Raw genomic sequence first — 19,672 nt, 5'->3', positions numbered from 1 at the left:
GCTCCCGACAAGCCCCGACGCCCCTTTTAAGGATAATCCGCAGCCCGTTTGCGCGCGGTGCGCTACGCTTAACGTTCCCACCCTGCGTGAGACACGCTGATGAAAAAATCGCTGCTCGCTTGCCTGTTTGCTGTTGCCGCTGTTAACGCCCTCGCCGCGGAGTCTGACGACGGTATCTTCATGTTGCAATCCCCGTCGTTCGCCGATAACGGCATGATGGAGAAAAAATTCGCCGGTAACGCGAAGCAAAATCCGAACTGCACGGGTGAGAATCAGTCGCCCGCGCTTATCTGGAGCCATGCGCCGCAGGGCACGACGCGTTTCGCGCTGATAGTTCACGATCCGGAAGGCGCGAAGGGGCTCGGCGTGACGCACCTGGTCGCCTATAACATTCCCGCTACCACCACCGGCCTTGCCGCCAATGCGCTGACCGACGGCAAAGGCTTCACCGCCGGGAAAAATACGCCGGGCACCCGCGCCTGGCACGGCCCCTGCCCGCCGCCCGGCAGCGGCGCGCACCATTACACTTTCACGCTTATCGCAACAGACTTACCGACCGATCTCCCGCCCGGCCTGACGCGCGATGAACTCTTCGCGAAGCTCAAAGGCCATGCGCTCGCCGCCACCGGCCTGATTGGCCGCTTCGGGCAGTGACGCCGTCTGCACCAGCAGCGCTTTGAGTTCCGGGATGCACGAGCCGCAGTTCGTGCCGCAGCGCAGGGTGTCGCCGAGCTTTCCGGGGCTGTCGCAGCCCGCGCTAATGGCGGTCCGGATAGCGTTTTCATCCACCCCAAAGCAGCTACAGATCGTGCGCCCCTTCGCGGGCGCATGGCGCGCGCCCTTTCCTGCCAGTAGCGCATGACGCGCGGCAGCGTTCGCAGGCGGAGCGGCGAATGCCGTCGCGATCGCCTCGGTCTCCACTGCCGGACGACGCGCCGCGCTGTAAAACGCCAGCATCAGCGCGCCGTCGCGCCACGCCAGCAGATGAAAAAACCCCTCGCCCTGCGCATACTGCATTTGCCAGCCTTCCCGCCCGGCCAGCTCGCGCAGCCAGCGCTGCGGCGACGCAACGCCCGCCAGCGTGAAGTGCAGACACCCGTCCAGCGCCCTGCGCCACCACAGCAGATCGGGCGCAAGCGGCGGCATCGTGCGGCAGAACAGCTCGCCCTGCCACCCGGTGCGGCGTTTATGCAGGCGCACGGCGGTCTGTTTGCTTTCCGGCTGGCCGGAATGCGGGCAGCAGACCGGCGCCACCAGCGTATTGACGCGCCCGTGGCTCGCGAATTGCGCGTTCCAGTGCATCGGGGCGAACAGCGCGCCTGGCGCCTGGGCGTCATTTAACGTCGCCCAGCCGACCATAAAACCTTGCGTGGACGCCACCTCCACCAGATCGCCTTCACGCACAGCGTGGCGCGCCGCATCGTCAGGATGCATGACCACCTGCGGCAGCGGCTGGTGCTGCATCAGCCGCGCCACGCGGCCGGTGCGGGTCATGGTGTGCCACTGATCGCGGATGCGCCCGGTATTGAGCCACAGCGGGTAGCGCGCGTCGGGCCGCGCCTGCGGCAGCGCCGGGGAGACCGCCACCATGTTGAGCCTCCCGCCGCGCCAGCCTGCGCCTGCTTCCAGCAGACGCGGCGTGCCCTGCGGCTGTTTGATTGTCACCGGCCACTGCACCGGCGCGAGCGCGTCATACGCCTCGCGGGTGAGAGAGGCCAGCGCGCTGATATCAAACGCCCGCGCGCCGTCGTTCTCAAAGCCCGACAGCGCCGCGTGCTCGCAGAAAATCTCGTGCGGGTGTTGCCAGCCAAACGCCTCGCCAAAGCCCAGGCGGCGCGCCATCTGCGCGACTATCCACCAGTCAGGACGCGCTTCGCCGGGCGCGGGCAGAAAGGCGCGCTGGCGCGAGATCCGCCGCTCTGAATTGGTGACCGTGCCGTTTTTCTCGCCCCAGCCCAGCGCCGGAAAACGAAAATGCGCAAAATTCGCCGTGTCGGTCTGCGCGGTAATGTCGGACACCATTACCAGTTCGCAGCGCGCCAGCGCCTGGCGCACCGCGTCGCTGTCCGGCAGCGACACCGCCGGGTTAGTGCCCATGATCCAGACGGCTTTCACCTCGCCGCGCCCGATGGCGTCAAACAGCTCCACCGCCATCAGGCCGGGCGTCTGCGCGATGCGCTCGCTGCCCCAGAACCTCCCGAGACGGGCAATATCCGCCGGATCAAAACCCATATGACAGGCGAGCTGGTTGGCAAGCCCGCCCACCTCGCGACCGCCCATCGCGTTCGGCTGACCGGTCAGCGAAAACGGCCCGCAGCCGGGCCGCCCGATGTTCCCGCTCGCCAGATGCGCGTTAATTATCGCGTTGCACTTGTCGCTGCCGCTGGACGACTGGTTAATGCCCATGGTGTAGAGCGTCATCGCTGTGGGCGCGCTCAAAAACCAGTCGTAAAAGCGCGCCACCTCGGTCTCCGTGAGCCCACAGAACTGCGCCACGCGCCCCACGCTCCACTCCCGCGCGGCCGCAAGCGCCTGCGCCTGGCCGTCGAAAGCCTCCGGCGCGAGCGAGTCCGAAAGCGCGTTCAGCAGCCCGACAAACAGCCCGGCGTCGCTGCCGGGCGCCAGCGCCAGGTGGAGATCGGCAATATCGCAGGTCGCGGTACGCCGCGGATCGATGACGACGATTTTCATCGTCGGGCGCGCCTGCTTCGCGGCCGCGATGCGCTGATACAGGACCGGATGCGCCCAGGCGGCGTTGGAGCCGACGAAAACCAGCAGATCGGTCTGCTCCAGATCCGCATAGCTGCACGGCACCGCGTCGGCGCCGAACGCCCGCTTGTAGCCCACCACGGCGGAAGACATGCAGAGCCGCGAGTTGGTATCGATATTCGCCGCGCCGATAAATCCCTTCATCAGCTTATTGGCGGCGTAGTAATCCTCGGTAAGCAGCTGCCCGGAGGCGTAAAACGCCACCGCCTGCGGGCCATGTTTATCGATAATCGCGCCAAGGCGCGAGGCCGCCGCGTCGAGCGCCGCCTCCCAGCTCGCCCGCTCGCCGTCGATTTCCGGGTACAGCAGCCGTCCGTCATGGCAGGTCGTCTCGCCCAGCGCCGCGCCTTTGACGCACAGCCGCCCAACATTCGCCGGATGATTTTCATCGCCGCGCACGCTCACCGCGCCGCTGTCGTCGCGCTGCGCCACCACCCCGCAGCCCACCCCGCAATAGGGGCAAGTGGTCTTAACGCCGTTCATGACGCCTGCGCCTGTAACAGCAGCGCCTGACCGGCCACCCACACCTTGCCGCCCTCCACTTTCACCGGCCAGGCGCGCACCGCCTCGGCGAGCCCCTCCGCGAGCCGTCCGTCGCGCAGCCGGATGCGCTGTTTGTAGAGCGGCGAAATCACCACCGGTTCGCCGCCAACGTCCCCCACCAGCCCGCGCGACAGCACGTTGGCGTCGCTGCCCGGCTCCAGATTGTCGAGCGCGTAGATACGATCGCCGAAGCGGAACAGCGCAATCTGCATCTCGCCAAGCCGCGCGCCGATACCCGCCTGCGGCGGAATATCATTCACGTCGCACACCGCCTGCCACGGGCGCTCCGGCGCGCGCGGCGTCAACGGCTGCACCACGTCCACCGGCTGCGGCTGGCCTCTGAGCTCGCGGCGCTGCACGGCTTCATCCGGTTTATCGCTGTTCACATACGAGCGGAACAGCGCCAGCCGGTCGGGGCTCGCCAGCGTGGTCTGCCATTCGCACTGGTAGCTTTCGACCACCTGCGCCATTTCGCGCTCCAGCTCCTCGCCAATCCCGAGCGAATCCTCAAGAATGACGTCGCGCAGATAATCAATGCCGCCTTCCAGGTTATCCATCCAGGTGCTGGTGCGTTGCAGGCGGTCGGCGGTGCGGATGTAAAACATCAGAAAGCGGTCGATGGTGCGCAGCAGCGTCTCCCGGTCGAGATCGCTTGCGAAGAGATCCGCGTGGCGCGGCTTCATGCCGCCGTTGCCGCAGACGTAGAGATTCCAGCCTTTGTCGGTGGCGATCACGCCCACATCCTTGCCCTGCGCCTCGGCGCATTCGCGGGTGCAGCCGGAGACCGCCATTTTAATTTTGTGCGGCGCGCGCAGCCCTTTGTAGCGGTTCTCAAGATCCACCGCGAGCCCGGTGGAGTCCTGCACGCCGTAGCGGCACCAGGTGGAGCCGACGCAGGATTTCACGGTACGCAGCGATTTCCCGTAGGCGTGGCCGGTTTCAAAGCCCGCCGCCACCAGCTCCGCCCAGATTGCCGGGAGCTGTTCAAGCCGCGCCCCGAAGAGATCGATGCGCTGGCCGCCGGTGATTTTGCTGTAGAGCTGATAGCGTTTGGCGATGTGCCCGATGGCGATAAGCCCATCCGGCGTCACCTCGCCCGCCGCCATCCGGGGTACTATCGAGTACGTGCCATCTTTCTGGATATTCGCGAAGTAACGATCGTTAGTGTCCTGGAGCGGCAGGTGCGCCGGTTTCAGCACATATTCGTTCCAGCACGACGCCAGCACCGAGCCCACCAGCGGTTTGCAGATTTCGCAGCCGTGGCCCTGGCCGTAGCGGCTGATAAGCTGGTCGAACGTGCGGATATGGTTGACGCGCACCAGGTGGTAGATCTCCTGGCGCGAATACGCAAAGTGCTCGCAGATATCTTTTTTGACCGTCACGCCCTGCTGTTCGAGCTGATACTCCATCACCTGTTTGACCAGCGCGCTACAGCCGCCGCAGCCGGTCGCCGCTTTGGTGCAGCGTTTCACCGCGCCCATATCGCCTGCGCCCCCCGACACCGCCGCGCAGATGTCCGCCTTGCTGACGTTATGACACGAACAGATCTGGGCGCTTTCCGGCAGCGCCGCCACGCCGAGCCCTTTCGCAGGCGTGCCGCTGCTGGCGGGCAGGATCAGCGTCTCCGGCTCGGCGGGGAGCGCCATGCCGTTGAGCATCATCTGTAGCAGCGTGGCGTATTCGCTACTGTCGCCCACCAGCACGCCGCCGAGCAGCGTTTTGCCGTCCGCCGAGACGACGATTTTCTTGTAGATCCGCTTCGGCCCGTGGGTCCACTGATAGCTCTGGCTGCCGGGCGTGCGCCCGTGCGCGTCGCCAAACGACGCCACCTCAACGCCGAGCAGCTTCAGTTTGGTGCTCATGTCCGCGCCCCGGAATGCGGCCGCTTCGCCCGCAAGCGTCGCCGCAGCGACCCGCGCCATCTGATACCCCGGCGCCACCAGCCCGAAAATTTTGTTCTCCCACAGCGCGCATTCGCCGATGGCGAAAATATGCGCGTCGCTGGTGCGGCACTGGTCGTCAATCACGATGCCGCCGCGCTCGCCGGTAGCAAGCCCCGCCGATGTCGCCAGACTGTCCTGCGGGCGAATGCCCGCCGAAAAGACAATCAGATCGGTATGCAGGCTGTCGCCGTCGGCAAACTGCATGGTCAGGCCGCCATGCTCTTCCACAATCGCCGTGGTGGATTTGCTGGTATGCACGCTGACGTCCAGCGCCTCGATTTTCTCGCGTAGCATCGCAGCGCCTGGCGCATCGAGCTGCACCGCCATCAGCCCCGGCGCAAACTCCACGACATGCGTTTTCAGCCCCAGTTGTTTAAGCGCGTTCGCCGCCTCAAGCCCCAGCAGACCGCCGCCCACCACCACGCCGCGCGTGGCGTGCTGCGCGCGTTCGCGGATGGCGTCGAGATCGTCAAGCGTGCGGTAGACGAAACAGCCCGGCAGGTCACGCCCCGGCACCGGCGGCACGAACGGCCAGGACCCGGTGGCGAGCACCAGCTGGTCGAAATGCGTTTCATGGCCCTGCGCGTCGCGCACGATCTGCCGCGCGCGCTCCACCGCCACAATCTGACAGCCGGTGCGCAGCTCAATGCCCGTCTGCGCAAAGAAATCGCCTTCCACCATGGAGAGCGACTGCGCGCTGCGTCCGGCGAAATACTCCGAGAGATGCACGCGATCGTAGGCCGCGTGGCGCTCTTCGCCAAAGACGATGATATGAAAGCGCTCATGCAGCCCGGCGCTGACGCACTGCTCCAGAAAATGATGCCCAACCATGCCGTGGCCCACGACCACCAGAGTTTGTTTTGTCATCGTGTCATATCCTGCAGCCGCGGGCTGCGTTTCATCGGTTTCATCAAACAGCAGCCCGGCGCTGGCGCGCAGCGGCTGCCCGAAGTGATTCATCAGCGCGCTGGCGCGGTCGGTATCGCCATACAGCAGCACGCTGGTGAGCCTGCCGTGCTCCATGATCAGACGGCGATAGTGGCGGGCTATTGGGTCAAGGCTTATCAGCGTCTGCGCCTGCGGGCCGGGCGTCACCACGCCCGCGCTGAAGACCGCGATACCGGCGACCTTGAGGCGCGTCCCTTTTTCTTCATAACCAAAGCGCGCCGTCTCGCCGCACAGCCTCGCCGCCAGCACGTCCGCCTGTTGCAGACAGGGCGCCACCAGCCCCCAGGTTTGCGCGTTGATTTCGCAGCACTCGCCGATGGCGCTCACCGCCGGGTACGAGGCGCAAAGCGCGTCATCAACGACAATGCCGCGCTGGCAAGCAAGCCCGGCGGCCTGCGCCAGCGCTATCGTCGGACGCACGCCGGTTGCGATCACCACCCGCTGCGCCGCAACGGTTTCGCCGTCGGCGAGCGTCACGTCATCTGAGGTAATGCGCGTAATGCCGCTGTCGGTCACCACGCGAATGCGGCGCGCGCGCAGGCTTTCGGCAAGCCACTCGCCCGCCTGCGCATCCAGCTGCTGTTCCATCAGCCACGGGTGACGATGCACCAGCGTCACCGCCGCGCCCTGCCGGGCGAGCGCTGCGGCGGCCTCCACGCCGAGCAGCCCGCCGCCCAGCACCACGGCCGGGCCAGGCGTGGCGAGAAGCGCCCCGACATCCGCCAGCGTGCGAAAGGCGCGCACGTGCGGCAGCTCGCTGCCTTCAATCGGCGGAATAAACGGCGTCGAGCCGGTGGCGAATACCAGTTCATCCCAGGGCAGCGTGCGCGCGGCAGTGGTCACAGTACGCGCGGTCAGATCCACCGCCAGCGCCCGCTCGCCGGTTAGCACTGTGACACCGTAACGCGTGTACCATGACGCGTCGTGAAGCTGCGTCTGCGCGGCGGTTTTTTCGCCTCCCAGCACCGGCGAGAGCAGGATGCGGTTATAGGCGGGCACCGGCTCGTCGCCGATAAGCGTGATGGCGAAGCGCTCCGGCGCGCGCGCCAGCAGTTGCTCCACCAGACGCACCGCCGCCATGCCGTTGCCGATAATCACCAGTCGTTGCGCCATCGCCGCTCCTTACGCCGCTTTCGGCTGCTTTTCGTAGAGGAAATGCAGGATCTGCTGGCGCAGCTGGTGATAGCGGCTGTCGTCGGCGAGCTGCACCCGGTTGCGCGGACGCGGCAGATCCACCTCCAGCGCCTCGCCCACCGTCGCCGCCGGGCCGTTGGTCATCATCAGCACGCGGTCGGAGAGCAGCACCGCCTCGTCCACGTCATGCGTAATCAGCACGATGGTGGTGTTGAGCTCCTGCTGGATATGCATCACCGCATCCTGCAGATGGGCGCGGGTGAGCGCGTCCAGCGCGCCGAACGGTTCATCCATCAGCAACACTTTGGGCTTCATCGCCAGCGCGCGGGCAATGCCGACGCGCTGCTTCATGCCGCCGGAGATCTCACCGGGGCGCTTGTTGAGCGCGTGCCCCATCTGCACCCGCTCCAGGTTGTGAATAATCCACTCCCGGCGCTGCGCCTTATCCATGGTTTTGCGAAATACCTGATCCACCGCCAGCGCCACGTTCTCAAAGCAGGTGAGCCAGGGCAGTAGCGAGTGGTTCTGAAACACCACGGCGCGCTCCGGACCCGGCCCCGCGATTTCGCGGTTATCGCACAGCAAGCCGCCCTCGCTCGGCAGCGTGATGCCCGCGATAAGATTGAGCAGCGTCGATTTGCCGCAGCCGGAGTGGCCGATAAGGCTCACGGTTTCGCCCGCGTTGATGTCGAAACTGACGTTCTGCAACGCCAGGAATTCGCCGCTGGCGGTGTTGAAGCGCTGGCTGACGTTCTGTACCTGAATGACGGGTTTCATGGTCGCTCCTTATTTGTCCTGCCAGCTGAAGCGGCGGGCGATAAGCATCAGCCCCTGCTCCAGCAGCAACCCCACCACGCCGATAATGACGATGGCGATGAGAATGTTTTCCACGTTGAGGTTGTTCCACTCGTTCCAGATCCAGAAGCCGATGCCGAGGCCGCCGGTGAGCATTTCGGCGGCGACAATCACCAGCCAGGCGATGCCGATCGAGAGCCTTACGCCGGTGAGCACCGCAGGCAGCACCGCCGGAAAGAGAATGCGGCGCATCACCGTCCATTCGGAGAGCTGTAATACCCGCGCCACGTTGAGGTAGTCGTCCGGAATGCGCTTCACCCCTTCGGCGGTATTAATGACCATCGGCCAGATTGAGCAGATAAAAATGGTCCAGCTGGAGGCGGGCTCGGCCTTCTGAAACAACAGCAGGCCGATGGGCAGCCAGGCGAGCGGGCTGACCGGACGCAGGAGCGCGATAAGCGGGTTGAACATCCGCCCGAGAAAGGTAAAGCGGCCAATCAGAAAGCCGAGCGGAATGCCCACCAGCGCTGCCAGCCCGAAGCCCACCGCCACGCGGCTGAGCGAGGCCAGCACATTCCAGCCGATGCCCTGATCGTTCGGCCCTTCGTTGTAGAACGGGTCGGCGAAAAGCGTCAGCGCCGAGTCGAGCGTGCTGAGCGGCGTCGGAAAGCCTTTGCTGCTGACGGCCGCGATTTGCCAGGCGATAACCAGCAGCGCCAGGCCCAGAATGGCTGGTACCACACGGGCCAGCAGCGCGTTCACCGTAGCCGCGAGAGGCGTGCGGCGTTTACGCACCGCCACGCGGGGCATCACTATCACTTCACCGGCGGGCTGTTCGGGCGCCGCGCTCACGGTCTGTTTAAGCTCTTTCATGGTTTCCCCTTAACGTTTCATGGCAAAACGGGCCGCATACGCGGCAGGATCGCGCCCGTCCCAGACGATGCCGTCCATCAGACGACTGGCGCGACGCGTTGACGCAGGCAGCGCGATGCCGCCCACCGCCTCTGCGGCCTGCTGGTAAATGTCGGTACGGTTGATGCGTGCGGCGATGGCCGCGTAGTCTGGGTCGGTTTTCAGCAGGCCCCAGCGGCGGAACTGCGTTAAGAACCACATGCCGTCGGAGTGCCAGGGGTAGCTCACTTCGCCGTCGCGGAAGAAGCGCATACCGTGCGGGTCCTGCCAGCGCTTTCCGGCGCCGTCGTCATACTCGCCGAGCATGCGCGGCGTGACGTATTGCGCTTTGGTGTTGAGGTATGCGCGTTTCGCCAGCACCAGGGCGGTTTCGCGGCGGTTATCGTCCGAGACGTCTATCCAGCGGGCGGCCTCCAGCACGGCGGCGGTGAGCGCGCGGGCGGTATTCGGGTTCTGCTCCACCCACAGGCGGCGTGTGCCGAGCACTTTTTCCGGATGATCCGGGAAGATGGACTGCGAGGTGGCGGCGGTAAACCCGATGCGGTCGTTGATGGCGCGGGCGTTCCACGGCTCGCCAACACAGAAGCCGACCATATTGCCGATGCGCATGTTCATCACCATTTGCGGCGGCGGCACCACCACGGTGCGCACATCGTTAAAGGGATGGATGCCCGCCGCCGCCAGCCAGTAGTACAGCCACATGGCGTGGGTGCCGGTCGGAAAGGTATGGGCGAAGGTGTAAGCGCCAGGCTCGCTTGCGGCGATCCGTTTTTTCAGCGCGTCGGGCGTGGTGATGCCTTTCTCCAGGAGATCGGCGCTGAGCGAAATCGCCTGGCCGTTCTGGTTGAGCGTCATCAGGTTCGCCATCGGCTGCGCCTTACCGGCGATGCCGAGCTCCAGCCCGTAGATCAGACCGTAGAGCGCATGGGCGGCGTCGAGCTCGCCGGAGACCAGTTTGTCGCGCACCGCCGCCCAGCTCGCCTCTTTGCTGGGCAGGATGCGAATGCCATATTTTTTATCGAAGCCTTTGAGGGCGGCCATAACCACCGGCGCGCAGTCGGTAAGCGGAATGAAACCGACGCGCACGGTCTCAAGCTCGGGTTTGTCCGAGCCCGCGGCCCACACGCTGCCCATCAGCCCCGGTAACAGCATTGCCCCGCCCAACGCGGCCCCGGCCTGCAACAGGCGGCGGCGGGAAAGAGAAAAGGATGAATCGCTCATGGCTGCTCCTGAAAATAAAAAAGGCGTCCGCCAATGTCCGAAGACATTGCAGGACGCCTTTATCCTTTCCGGTCTGCCCGCCGCCGTTGGCGAGCCGCCGGGAAATGTTTGTCAGGGTTTATTAAGCAAGAGGTGTGCCAGGTTTTAGGGTGAGTACCGTGGCGGGTGCGCTTCGCTTACCCGCCCTACACAGGAGATATGGTCAAATCCGGTGGTTTTGCTCCGGCTAAAAAAAATCGCCCCAACGGGGCGATTTTCCGCCGGGAGCCGGGATTGCAAAGGGGGCGGCGGCGAGCCCCCTTTGCACGTTCGCGTCAGGGGAGCGCTCATATAAAGGTGAGATTATGGCGAACGGAACATGTTCACCGGTCGTGTATATATCTCCCTCAGCCTGAAGGAAAAGATGTAATCCTGATGGTAGGTGCGCTGCGCTTACCCACCCTACGTCATCCGACGAATGCAGTTAGGTCTCTTTTGTAGGGCGGGTAAGCGCAGCGCAGCACCCGCCAGTGACATCGCCAAAACGCACCGCGCAACTCCCCCGCGCTGCCCCATTTCCATGCACAAAATGCCCGCTTGCTGTGCAGCTACTCCTTTGGGGTTACAGGCCAGAGCTGGGCGACCGCCAGCATCGCCTCGGCAATCTCCACCATCCGTTTGTTTTGATCCATCGCGAGCTTACGCAACTGGTGCCACGCCTGCTCCTCGCTGAGCTGCTGATGGCTTATCAGCAAGCTTTTGGCGCGATCGATAAGCTTGCGCTCCTCAAGATTCGCCTGCAGCGAGGCGAGCTGGCGCGTCAACGATTCCACCTCGCGGGCCTGCTGGCGCACCAGCGGCAGCAGATGACGCTCAAGCGCCGGGGTCTGCGGCTCGTCATGCAAAGGCGCGCGGCAGGCCAGCGCCGTTTCCGGCGCTTCGCTACTTGTCTCTTGCGCCAGCAGCCTGCAAGCCTCGGCAAGCAGCGCGGCAATCAGCGCCTCTTCGATATCGCGCAGCGCGTCCAGCCGTGTGGTTTGCAGCGCAAACCAGCGCACCGCCCGCGCGCGGTTGTCATCATCGGCCGGCAGCCGCGTACAGGCGAGACGCCGCAATTGCTCCAGCTCGCGCGTGGCTTCGCCGTCACGGTAGAAACGGTCGCGGATCCCGGCGCTGGCGAGCGATAAAAACGTCTCGAAACAGCGCTGCTGCCCGTCAATACGATCCGCCAGCCGCTGGCGCAGCGGCTCGCTAAACGCCCCCTGCGTAAAGCCGATAGCGCCGGTGGCGCGCTCCTGGCCTGCCAGCTCCTTGCCCTGCATAAAGCTGTAGAGCGCTGTCAGCGCGCGGGCAAGCGACGCTTCATCGACGCTTTCGCTCGCCTCCGGCACCAGATCCAGCAGATACCGGATAGTGAGATTAAAATGATCCATCGCCTCGCCGGGCTCCACCTCACGGGCGAGAATGCGCGCGCGAAGCGCAGGCAACTGCTCAAGCTGCCAGAGCGCGCAGGCCATGCGCCAGGAAAGCAGGCTGCCTGCGGCGGCGAGCGGCACAGGGACGGCGCGAAATTGCGCCGCGCGCTGGTCGGTTTCTGTCACGCAAAAGGCGCGTTCGCGCGCGAAAAGCTGCCCGCCGGAACAGAGCCAGATGTTGGACGCGCCGCGCTCGCGCTGTAGCATATGCACCAGATGGCTTATCTGGCTGACCCAGTCGCCGACGCCCGACCACGCCTCCAGTTGGCTGCGTTTTCTCTCCCGGGCGAAACGAAACCACGCCTGCGCGTCCTGCAAGGATGTCGCGGGTATTGCCATCGCTCATTCTCCTGTTATCGCCTTTACAGGAACCAAGCAATAACTATGCCGTCATGGCAAAGGAGTTCCGGATGCAAAAGATCGTGATTATCGCCAACGGCGCGGCTTACGGCAGCGAATCGCTGTTTAACAGCCTGCGTCTTGCCATCGCGCTGCGCGACCAGCCGCAGGCCCCCGCGCTGAAGCTGTTTTTGATGTCAGATGCCGTCACCGCAGGTCTGCGCGGCCAGAAGCCCGCCGAGGGGTATAACGTGCAGCAGATGCTGGAGATCCTCACCGCGCAGAACGTCCCGGTGAAGCTGTGCAAGACCTGCGCCGACGGACGCGGCGTGAGCGCGCTGCCGCTGATTGAGGGTGTGGAAATCGGCACGCTGGTGGAACTGGCCCAGTGGACGCTGGAGGCCGACAAAGTCCTGACCTTCTGATAATTACGCAGGTGTAATAATATTTTCTTATTCACCTGCGTTGCCCATCAAGTCCCTGCCCCGTGTGCCGATATTTTACTTAAAACCCATAACAACACGCTCGTCCCGACACACAACACTTACACAACACACAGCAGGGTATACGCCTATGTTAACGTCCATTCGCGCGCGCATCATCGCAGCCACCGCCGGCTGCCTGGTCGGTGCGCTGTTACTGAACACCATCATGAACTACCAGGTCACCCGGCTGGATAATCAGCAGGCGAGCCTGAATACGCTGCGCAGCACCAGCGCCAGCCATAACCTGGCGATCGGCGACTGGGTCAGCGGTAAAATCGCCATGATCCAGTCGCTGGATACCGTCGCGCTGGGCGCCGATCCGGTGCCGGTCTTTACGCAGATGGCGAAAGCGGGCGGCTTTATGAACGTCTACGTCGGTTACGCCGCCAAAACCGCGAAATTCTCTAACCCGGAAGGCGTGCCGGCGGATTACGATCCGACCATTCGCCCGTGGTATCAGCAGGCGGTGAAAGCCGATGCGCCGGTGGTTACCGCGCCTTATGTGGATGCCGGAACCGGCAAGCTGGTGGTGACATTCGCGGTGCCGGTGAAGCAAAACGGCGCGATTGCGGCGGTCGTCGCGGGCGATCTCTCCATGGACAGCGTTATCGCTAACGTGCGCAGCATTCACCCCACTGAAAACAGCAGCGGGCTGCTGGTAAACGACGACGGCACGCTGATTGCGGCGAAAGATCCTGCGCTGACGTCAAAGCCCTTTGATAAGGCAGTGTCGGGCGTCGCGTTCAGCGAACTGAAAGCGAGCGATACGGCGCTGGAAGGCGATATCGGCGGCGCGCAAAAAGCCTTGCTGGCGACGCCGGTGCCGGGCACCCAGTGGTATCTGGTCATCGCGCTGGATGAAAACGACGCGACGTCCGGCATGCGCGCCCTGCTCAACACCTCGGCTATTTCCGTGCTGGTGCTGCTGTTGATTACCGGCGCGCTGATGCATTTCCTGGTCACAAAGCTGTTAAAACGCCTGCTGATGATCCGCGACGCGCTGGTGGCTATCAGCAGCGGCACCAACGATCTTTCGCAGCGCCTGCCGGAAGATGGCCGTGACGAAGTGGCGCAGATAGCCCATGCCTTTAACGCCTTCTGCGACAAGCTCTCAGGCGTGATGGGCCAGCTGCGCGACGCCAGCGCCTCGGTGAAAGTGGCGGCGAATGAAATCGCGGCCGGGAACCAGGATCTCTCCGGGCGCACCGAGCAGGCTGCCTCCAGCTTGCGTGAGACGGCGAGCGCCGTCGAAGAGATAACCGCGTCGGTCGCCAACTCCACCGATGCGGCGGCGCAGGCCAACAGCCAGGCGCAGAGCGCGACGGATGCCGCCTCGCGCGGCGGTGAGGTGGTGTCCAGAGCTATCTCCACCATGCAGTTGATTGAAAGCGCCTCGGCGAAAATCGGCGATATCACCAGCGTCATCGACGGCATCGCTTTCCAGACCAATATCCTGGCGCTGAACGCCTCGGTGGAAGCCGCGCGCGCAGGCGAACAGGGCCGCGGCTTCGCGGTGGTGGCGGGCGAAGTGCGTAACCTCGCCAGCCGCAGCGCCCAGGCGGCGAAAGAGATTAAATCGCTTATCGACTCCACGACCCAGAGCGTCGCGACCGGCTCGCGCTACGTTCGCCTCGCGGGGGAATCGATGGAAGAGATAGTCAGCAGCATCAGCAATGTTTCCGGGATCATGCGTGAAATCACGGTCGCCACCAGCGAGCAGATGAAAGGCATCCAGGAGATTAACCACGCGGTGGTGCAACTCGATCAGATGGTGCAGCAGAACGCCGAGCTGGTGGTGCAGTCCGCCGCCGCCGCGGGCGCGTTGCAGGGCCAGGCGGGAGAACTCGCCCAGACCGCCGGCCATTTCCGCATTTAATCAGGCGCAGGCGCGCATTCAGACATTTTCCGCGCGCCTGCTCCCCGCTTTGGCGAACAATGTGATGAATATCGTATTGTGACCGCATTTTTTGATCAAAATCAGCATTCCCCGCCTCCCTCTTTGGTGTTATTTCCGACAGGTTTTGTGAACAGCCTCACGTACGAAAGGCTGTCCTGACAGGTTTTATCATTGACAGAGGGGTTAAAAATGGCGCGGGTAAAAGCAAGCCTGAAATTGTTTGGCGGAGACACGGTAGTGGTGCGCTGTTCAGCGAACTGCCACATCCATTTAATGAACGCCGGCGAGCGCGCTAAGCGTGCCGGTGCGGATATTCTGAGCGTGCAGAACCGCAACAGCGCGTATATCAGCGTGCCTTACAGCGGTCTCTGGGATGTGCTTATCGACAGTCACAGCCAGACGCTGGAGCACTCCATCAGCTACGTTCCGGCCTGACCATTCTCCCCGGCACCCGCCGGGGTTTTTTCAGGCGAAATGCGGTTGCAGATCGCCGCTCTCACCATCATCTTGCGCCTGACAGGCGCGCACTTCAGACGCAAGCGCATCCAGCGACGCTTCACACATGCCGAGCTTTTTCAGCTCCTGCTCCAGCGAGAAGAGATATTGCGCATTCGTGCCAAGCGGGCCGCTCGCGCGGGCGATAAGCGGCGCGATGGTCGCGGGACGGGTGTCGGCTTCATACAGCGGGTGGCTCGGGTCCATGATAAAGACCAGCGCGTGCACGGTGCGGCCATCATCGAGCGTGAGTTTGCACCAGCCGGGCAGGTAACAGCCGGTGATCATCTCGCGCTTCCACAGCAGCGTCAGTTCGGTTTCAAGCTCCGCCTCGGGCAGACGATACGCGACGCCAGTCGTGGCGCCGCCCTCTTTCAGCGCCAGCATGCGCCCTGGCTTGCAGGCGCTGCCGCGCCCGGCGGTGAGCCGCAGGCAGAACGCGCGGTGCCAGCCGCTGAGGGTCGCGGCGCAGCGCTCTTCAAACACCATTGCCGGGTTCCACATCAGGGACCCGTAACCAAAAATCCAGACCGGTTCGTTTTCAGGACGACAGGCGAGCGTGGCGGCCAGTGACGCCGCCCGCTGCTCTGGCGTCCACAGTAACGATTCCTCAATGGCTCCGAAAGCCGTCTTACAGTCTGCTGTCATTAAGAAATCACGTGTTAACACCTTCTACCTCCACCACGGCTGCTTCCCTGCGATTTTAAGCGCTTTCAGAATCTTTTTATCGCTCAATCAGAAAGCAATTACGGGGTGACGATAGGGGATTAACGCGCCGCTGACAAGACCGCAGCGGCGTTTTCGACCGACAAAAAACTTATCTGTCCCCGCGCCATACGCGGAGATAAAGATAAAGATGGAGAGGAATCAGGCGATTAACTAAGCATTATTTTTTCTTATGCCATTTGTCGTCATCGCCCTTTTCGTACTCATGTTTAACGGCGGCCCAGGCGACGCGATGCGCCGTCTCTTCCCGACTGGCATCGCCGCGCCGGTCGTCCTCGTCTTTATATTGATCCCAGGCGCTGTTGAACGCCTCTTTATAGATATCCTGCGCGTGCGCCGGGAGGACGTTACGCACGTTATCGGGTAAATCGGTTCTGGAGGAATAGGGCATCGCTACGCTCCTTTACTGGCCAAAAGATAAGTGTGGAACACAATCGGACAGCGCGCCAGCCGCAAGCGAAGCGTAAATGGTTTATTCACAATGCCCTGTTTGATAAATGGATTCTCAATAAAACTGCGATTTTTGGCTAACTTAATGAAAAATTAGCGCATAGCCGTAAAAATTCGTAAATAAACCCTCATGACAGCGCGTTTTTTGGTAGTTTTACGGTCAGCCTTCCTCCTCACTATAATGATAATGACCTGCTTCTCTGGAGAATTAACGTGACCAAAACGAGCCATGAGGCGGTGAAGACCCGCCATAAGGAGTCTTCTCTCATTTTCCCGGTATTAGCGCTGGCGGTGCTGGCGTTCTGGGGTTCCAGCCAGTCGCTGCCAGTGATTGTCGGCATCAACGCGCTGGCGCTGGTGGGGATCCTCAGCAGCGCGTTTAGCGTGGTGCGCCACGCGGATGTGCTGGCGCACCGCCTTGGCGAACCGTACGGGTCGCTGATTCTGAGCCTGTCAGTCGTTATCCTCGAAGTGAGCCTGATCTCAGCGTTAATGGCTACCGGCGACGCCGCGCCGACGCTGATGCGCGATACGCTTTATTCGATAATCATGATTGTTACCGGCGGTCTGGTGGGCGTGGCGCTGCTGCTGGGCGGGCGAAAATTCGCCACGCAGTATGTGAATCTCTTCGGTATTAAACAGTATCTGATTGCCCTCTTCCCGCTTGCGGTGATTGTGCTGGTCTTCCCGATGGCGCTGCCGGGCGGCAACTTCTCTACCGGGCAGTCGCTGCTGGTGGCGGCTATCTCGGCGGCGATGTACGGCGTGTTTTTGCTGATCCAGACCAAAACGCACCAGAGCCTGTTTGTCTACGAACATGAAGACGAAGGCGACGACCCGCACCACGGGAAACCGTCGGCGCACAGCAGCCTGTGGCACGCGGTCTGGCTGATTGTGCATCTGATTGCGGTGATAGCGGTCACCAAGATGAACGCCAACCCGCTGGAAGCGCTGTTAAGCCATCTTAACGCGCCGGTGTCGTTTACCGGTTTCCTGGTGGCGCTGCTTATTCTCTCGCCGGAAGGCCTGGGCGCGCTGAAAGCGGTGCTGAATAATCAGGTGCAGCGCGCGATGAATCTCTTTTTTGGCTCGGTGCTGGCGACCATTTCGCTGACGGTGCCGACAGTGACGATTATCGCGATTCTGACCGGCAACGATCTCCATTTCGCGCTCGGCGCGCCGGAGATGGTGGTGATGCTCGCAGCGTTGATGCTGTGCCAGATTTCGTTTTCCACCGGGCGCACGAATGTATTGAACGGCAGCGCGCATCTGGCGCTGTTCGCGGCCTATCTGATGACGATTTTCGCGTAGGGGTTATGGTGGGTGCGCTGCGCTTACCCATCCTACAATAAGAGGCTAAATATGTTTTCGTAGGGAGGGTAAGCGCAGCGCACCCGCCTCGTCACGCCCATAAAAAAACCCCGCATCGCGGGGTTTTTCTTTTTACGGTCGGGCCGATCAATTCTCGGTATCGAGTTCCGGGAAGCTTTTCACCAGATCGTCGATAGCTTTGATCTGCGTGAGGAACGCCTCAAGCTTCGCCAGCGGCAGCGCGGACGGGCCGTCGCATTTCGCGTGTTCCGGGTCCGGGTGCGCTTCGATAAACAGACCCGCGATGCCGGTCGCCATACCCGCGCGGGCAAGCTCCGTCACCTGGGCGCGACGACCGCTGGACGCAGCGCCGAACGGGTCGCGGCACTGCAGCGCGTGGGTCACGTCAAAAATCACCGGCGCGTTGCCAGACACTTTCTTCATCACGCCAAAGCCCAGCATGTCGACCACCAGGTTGTCATAACCAAAGTTGGTGCCGCGATCGCACAGGATCACCTGGTCGTTACCGCCCTCTTTGAATTTATCGACGATGTTGCCGATCTGGCCGGGGCTGATGAACTGCGGTTTCTTCACGTTGATAACCGCGCCGGTTTTCGCCATCGCTTCAACCAGATCGGTCTGGCGCGCCAGGAAGGCCGGTAACTGGATAACGTCCACCACATCCGCAACCGGCTGGGCCTGCTCGGCGGTGTGCACGTCGGTGATGATTTTCACGCCAAAGGTCTGTTTCAGCTCCTGGAAGATTTTCATCCCTTCTTCGAGGCCCGGGCCACGGTAGGAGTGAATGGACGAGCGGTTGGCTTTATCAAAAGACGCTTTGAAAACGTAAGGAATGCCGAGCTTCTGGGTCACCGTGACGTAGTGCTCACAGATGCGCATCGCCAGATCGCGCGATTCCAGCACGTTCATGCCGCCAAACAGGACGAACGGCAGATCGTTCGCTACGTTGATATCGCCAATGCTAACCACTTTTTGTTTCATATTATCGCCTTTATCCTGTGTAAATCGGTACACGCCGCGCTTAGTGCAGGGTAATCTGCTTGTGCGAAATAGAGTTAATCTGCGCCCGAATCATCTCGCTGATTGGATCTTCCGGGCACTGCTCCACAAAATAGCTTAAATCATTGAGCGCCACGTGCTCGCAGTCGAGCTGGGCGTAAATCAGTCCGCGGTCGCGGATTTCATACGGATCTTCCGGGTTGAACTCCAGCAGCGCTTCGCTGGCGCGCAGCGCAAGCTCCATCTGCCGCTCTTCCATCAGCGCCGATTTCAGCGTATCGAGCAGCTTGCGGATAACCAGGCTGTGTTCAGACTCTTCGAGATCGTCCATATAGAGTTCGGCCACCGGGCTGATGTTGCCTTTGAGCCACACTTCGAGCGTATGTTCATCCAGCGTTTCGCCGTTAAACGGATTGATGAGCCACATTTCGCCATCCATCCAGTCGGCGCGCAGGATGAGCTGCGTCGGGAAAATCACCGGCATCAGCGGAATATCAAGACGCCCGGCGATCCACAGCAGGATAGCCCCGAGAGAGACCGCGCTGCCCTGGCGCTTTTTCAGCACCTTATCCAGCCACAGCGCGTCAGACAGGCGGTAAACGCCGCGCGCGTCGCTAAAGCCCCACTCGCCGTAAAACAGCTCCAACAGGCGCTCAAGCTGCGTATCCTGATGCGAGCCTTCGCAGATCTCTTCGCGAGCCAGCCGCACCAGGCTTTCGAGCTGGTCGTAAACGTCCTGCGCCGGAAAATCGTCGCGGATATGCTGTGATACCAGAATCATGCCGTCACAGAGCGGCGCGTTGTTAAATTGGAAATCGGCCAACGACTTCATATCAACCCCAATAGCGGTATTTTGGTGGTGGCGAGTTTCACGATGATGTAGAGCACCACCAGCCCAAGCAGGAAAGCAATCCAGCGGACCTGCTGGCTGCGCGGGCGACGCCCGAGCGCGATAAAGCCTAAAACGATGTAGATGATAACGCCAAAGAGTTTTTCAGTCAGCCACGCGCCCTGCGGGGTGAACGGATAAAAATGCGTGATCAGCACCAGCGCCACGCCGCTGCCGAGCAATACGGTATCGTTGACGTGCGGCACAATGCGCACCCAGCGCTTTGAGGACATCGGCGAGCTGCGGTACTGCCACCAGTAGCGCAAAATAAACAGACTGATGGAAATGACCACCGTCAGAATATGTAAGTGTTTTACTGCAAAATAAGCGGCCATGCTGCC

At 62.4% G+C, this 19,672-nt stretch carries 16 protein-coding genes; 5 read left to right on the top strand and 11 right to left on the bottom strand.

Going from position 1 to position 19,672, the window contains the following annotated elements; all coding sequences use genetic code 11:
- Nucleotides 1–99: 99 nt before the first annotated feature.
- Nucleotides 100–654 carry a YbhB/YbcL family Raf kinase inhibitor-like protein gene (locus tag AB8W27_RS08875; protein ID WP_041923634.1) on the top strand — a complete coding sequence of 185 codons (555 nt, stop codon included), beginning with the start codon at nucleotides 100–102 and terminating at the stop codon, nucleotides 652–654.
- Here AB8W27_RS08875 and AB8W27_RS08870 read toward each other — a convergent pair.
- The 6 genes from AB8W27_RS08870 to AB8W27_RS08845 all read right to left on the bottom strand — a co-directional run bounded on the left by AB8W27_RS08870 (nucleotide 550) and on the right by AB8W27_RS08845 (nucleotide 12,058).
- Nucleotides 550–3,252: a nitrate reductase gene (locus AB8W27_RS08870; protein WP_015741503.1), complete on the bottom strand. Its 2,703-nt coding sequence runs from the start codon at nucleotides 3,250–3,252 to the stop codon at nucleotides 550–552. The genes AB8W27_RS08875 and AB8W27_RS08870 overlap by 105 nt on opposite strands.
- Complete coding sequence (nirB, locus tag AB8W27_RS08865) at nucleotides 3,249–7,316, bottom strand: nitrite reductase large subunit NirB (protein ID WP_015741504.1); 4,068 nt, start codon at nucleotides 7,314–7,316, stop codon at nucleotides 3,249–3,251. Before nirB ends, AB8W27_RS08870 begins: the two co-directional genes overlap by 4 nt.
- 9 nt (nucleotides 7,317–7,325) lie before the next feature.
- Entirely contained in the window at nucleotides 7,326–8,114 is a 789-nt protein-coding gene (locus tag AB8W27_RS08860; RefSeq protein WP_015741505.1) for an ABC transporter ATP-binding protein, read from the bottom strand.
- A 9-nt stretch (nucleotides 8,115–8,123) separates the two neighbouring features.
- Entirely contained in the window at nucleotides 8,124–9,005 is an 882-nt protein-coding gene (gene ntrB, locus AB8W27_RS08855; protein ID WP_015741506.1) for a nitrate ABC transporter permease, read from the bottom strand.
- A gap of 9 nt (nucleotides 9,006–9,014) precedes the next feature.
- Nucleotides 9,015–10,265: a CmpA/NrtA family ABC transporter substrate-binding protein gene (locus AB8W27_RS08850; RefSeq protein ID WP_041923635.1), complete on the bottom strand. Its 1,251-nt coding sequence runs from the start codon at nucleotides 10,263–10,265 to the stop codon at nucleotides 9,015–9,017.
- Between the two features lie 587 nt (nucleotides 10,266–10,852).
- Nucleotides 10,853–12,058, bottom strand: a complete 1,206-nt coding sequence (locus tag AB8W27_RS08845; RefSeq protein ID WP_015741508.1) for a nitrate regulatory protein — start codon at nucleotides 12,056–12,058, stop codon at nucleotides 10,853–10,855.
- 71 nt (nucleotides 12,059–12,129) lie between these two features.
- On the opposite strand from AB8W27_RS08845, the gene AB8W27_RS08840 reads away from it, so the two are divergent.
- The 3 genes from AB8W27_RS08840 to AB8W27_RS08830 all read left to right on the top strand — a co-directional run bounded on the left by AB8W27_RS08840 (nucleotide 12,130) and on the right by AB8W27_RS08830 (nucleotide 14,875).
- Nucleotides 12,130–12,483 (top strand): DsrE/DsrF/TusD sulfur relay family protein, encoded by a 354-nt coding sequence (locus tag AB8W27_RS08840; RefSeq protein WP_015741509.1) that lies wholly within the window; start codon nucleotides 12,130–12,132, stop codon nucleotides 12,481–12,483.
- A gap of 148 nt (nucleotides 12,484–12,631) precedes the next feature.
- The gene (locus AB8W27_RS08835) at nucleotides 12,632–14,419 is read left to right on the top strand and encodes a methyl-accepting chemotaxis protein (protein WP_015741510.1); all 1,788 of its coding nucleotides are present in this window, start codon (nucleotides 12,632–12,634) and stop codon (nucleotides 14,417–14,419) included.
- Nucleotides 14,420–14,629: 210 nt separating this feature from the next.
- The gene (locus tag AB8W27_RS08830) at nucleotides 14,630–14,875 is read left to right on the top strand and encodes a DUF1883 domain-containing protein (RefSeq protein ID WP_007698561.1); all 246 of its coding nucleotides are present in this window, start codon (nucleotides 14,630–14,632) and stop codon (nucleotides 14,873–14,875) included.
- Nucleotides 14,876–14,905: 30 nt separating this feature from the next.
- On the opposite strand, the gene AB8W27_RS08825 is transcribed toward AB8W27_RS08830, so the two are convergent.
- Together AB8W27_RS08825 and chaB are read right to left on the bottom strand one after the other, a co-directional pair.
- Nucleotides 14,906–15,604, bottom strand: a complete 699-nt coding sequence (locus AB8W27_RS08825) for a gamma-glutamylcyclotransferase (protein WP_015741511.1) — start codon at nucleotides 15,602–15,604, stop codon at nucleotides 14,906–14,908.
- A gap of 217 nt (nucleotides 15,605–15,821) precedes the next feature.
- Nucleotides 15,822–16,052, bottom strand: coding sequence for a putative cation transport regulator ChaB (gene chaB, locus AB8W27_RS08820; protein ID WP_004388054.1), 231 nt, complete (start codon nucleotides 16,050–16,052; stop codon nucleotides 15,822–15,824).
- 272 nt (nucleotides 16,053–16,324) lie between these two features.
- Here chaB and chaA point away from each other — a divergent pair, with 272 nt between their 5' ends.
- A complete protein-coding gene (gene chaA, locus AB8W27_RS08815; protein WP_015741512.1) occupies nucleotides 16,325–17,422 on the top strand; it encodes a sodium-potassium/proton antiporter ChaA in 1,098 nt (365 codons plus the stop codon).
- 147 nt (nucleotides 17,423–17,569) lie between these two features.
- Here chaA and kdsA read toward each other — a convergent pair whose 3' ends face one another.
- The 3 genes from kdsA to sirB2 are packed head-to-tail and all read right to left on the bottom strand — an operon-like array spanning nucleotide 17,570 to nucleotide 19,666.
- Nucleotides 17,570–18,424 carry a 3-deoxy-8-phosphooctulonate synthase gene (kdsA, locus tag AB8W27_RS08810; protein ID WP_015741513.1) on the bottom strand — a complete coding sequence of 285 codons (855 nt, stop codon included), beginning with the start codon at nucleotides 18,422–18,424 and terminating at the stop codon, nucleotides 17,570–17,572.
- Between the two features lie 40 nt (nucleotides 18,425–18,464).
- The gene (gene sirB1 / locus AB8W27_RS08805) at nucleotides 18,465–19,274 is read right to left on the bottom strand and encodes an invasion regulator SirB1 (protein WP_015741514.1); all 810 of its coding nucleotides are present in this window, start codon (nucleotides 19,272–19,274) and stop codon (nucleotides 18,465–18,467) included.
- The gene (gene sirB2 / locus AB8W27_RS08800) at nucleotides 19,271–19,666 is read right to left on the bottom strand and encodes an invasion regulator SirB2 (RefSeq protein ID WP_007762110.1); all 396 of its coding nucleotides are present in this window, start codon (nucleotides 19,664–19,666) and stop codon (nucleotides 19,271–19,273) included. The genes sirB1 and sirB2 overlap by 4 nt, the downstream gene beginning before the upstream one ends.
- Between the last annotated feature and the right edge of the window lie 6 nt (nucleotides 19,667–19,672).

The sequence above is a fragment of the Cronobacter turicensis genome (genome assembly GCF_041222865.1).
In the GTDB taxonomy this organism is placed as follows: Bacteria; Pseudomonadota; Gammaproteobacteria; order Enterobacterales; family Enterobacteriaceae; genus Cronobacter; species Cronobacter turicensis.
The sequence above is the reverse complement of the archived record's forward strand: the minus strand, read 5'-3'. Positions and strand labels throughout refer to the sequence as shown.

Excerpts from the sequence above, each read along its gene's own strand:
- AB8W27_RS08875 (WP_041923634.1), top strand. The coding sequence starts at position 100 with ATGAAAAAATCGCTGCTCGCTTGCCTGTTTGCTGTTGCCGCTGTTAAC.
- AB8W27_RS08870 (WP_015741503.1), bottom strand. The coding sequence starts at position 3,252 with ATGAACGGCGTTAAGACCACTTGCCCCTATTGCGGGGTGGGCTGCGGG.
- nirB (WP_015741504.1), bottom strand. The coding sequence starts at position 7,316 with ATGGCGCAACGACTGGTGATTATCGGCAACGGCATGGCGGCGGTGCGT.
- AB8W27_RS08860 (WP_015741505.1), bottom strand. The coding sequence starts at position 8,114 with ATGAAACCCGTCATTCAGGTACAGAACGTCAGCCAGCGCTTCAACACC.
- ntrB (WP_015741506.1), bottom strand. The coding sequence starts at position 9,005 with ATGAAAGAGCTTAAACAGACCGTGAGCGCGGCGCCCGAACAGCCCGCC.
- AB8W27_RS08850 (WP_041923635.1), bottom strand. The coding sequence starts at position 10,265 with ATGAGCGATTCATCCTTTTCTCTTTCCCGCCGCCGCCTGTTGCAGGCC.
- AB8W27_RS08845 (WP_015741508.1), bottom strand. The coding sequence starts at position 12,058 with ATGGCAATACCCGCGACATCCTTGCAGGACGCGCAGGCGTGGTTTCGT.
- AB8W27_RS08840 (WP_015741509.1), top strand. The coding sequence starts at position 12,130 with ATGCAAAAGATCGTGATTATCGCCAACGGCGCGGCTTACGGCAGCGAA.
- AB8W27_RS08835 (WP_015741510.1), top strand. The coding sequence starts at position 12,632 with ATGTTAACGTCCATTCGCGCGCGCATCATCGCAGCCACCGCCGGCTGC.
- AB8W27_RS08830 (WP_007698561.1), top strand. The coding sequence starts at position 14,630 with ATGGCGCGGGTAAAAGCAAGCCTGAAATTGTTTGGCGGAGACACGGTA.
- chaB (WP_004388054.1), bottom strand. The coding sequence starts at position 16,052 with ATGCCCTATTCCTCCAGAACCGATTTACCCGATAACGTGCGTAACGTC.
- kdsA (WP_015741513.1), bottom strand. The coding sequence starts at position 18,424 with ATGAAACAAAAAGTGGTTAGCATTGGCGATATCAACGTAGCGAACGAT.
- sirB1 (WP_015741514.1), bottom strand. The coding sequence starts at position 19,274 with ATGAAGTCGTTGGCCGATTTCCAATTTAACAACGCGCCGCTCTGTGAC.
- sirB2 (WP_007762110.1), bottom strand. The coding sequence starts at position 19,666 with ATGGCCGCTTATTTTGCAGTAAAACACTTACATATTCTGACGGTGGTC.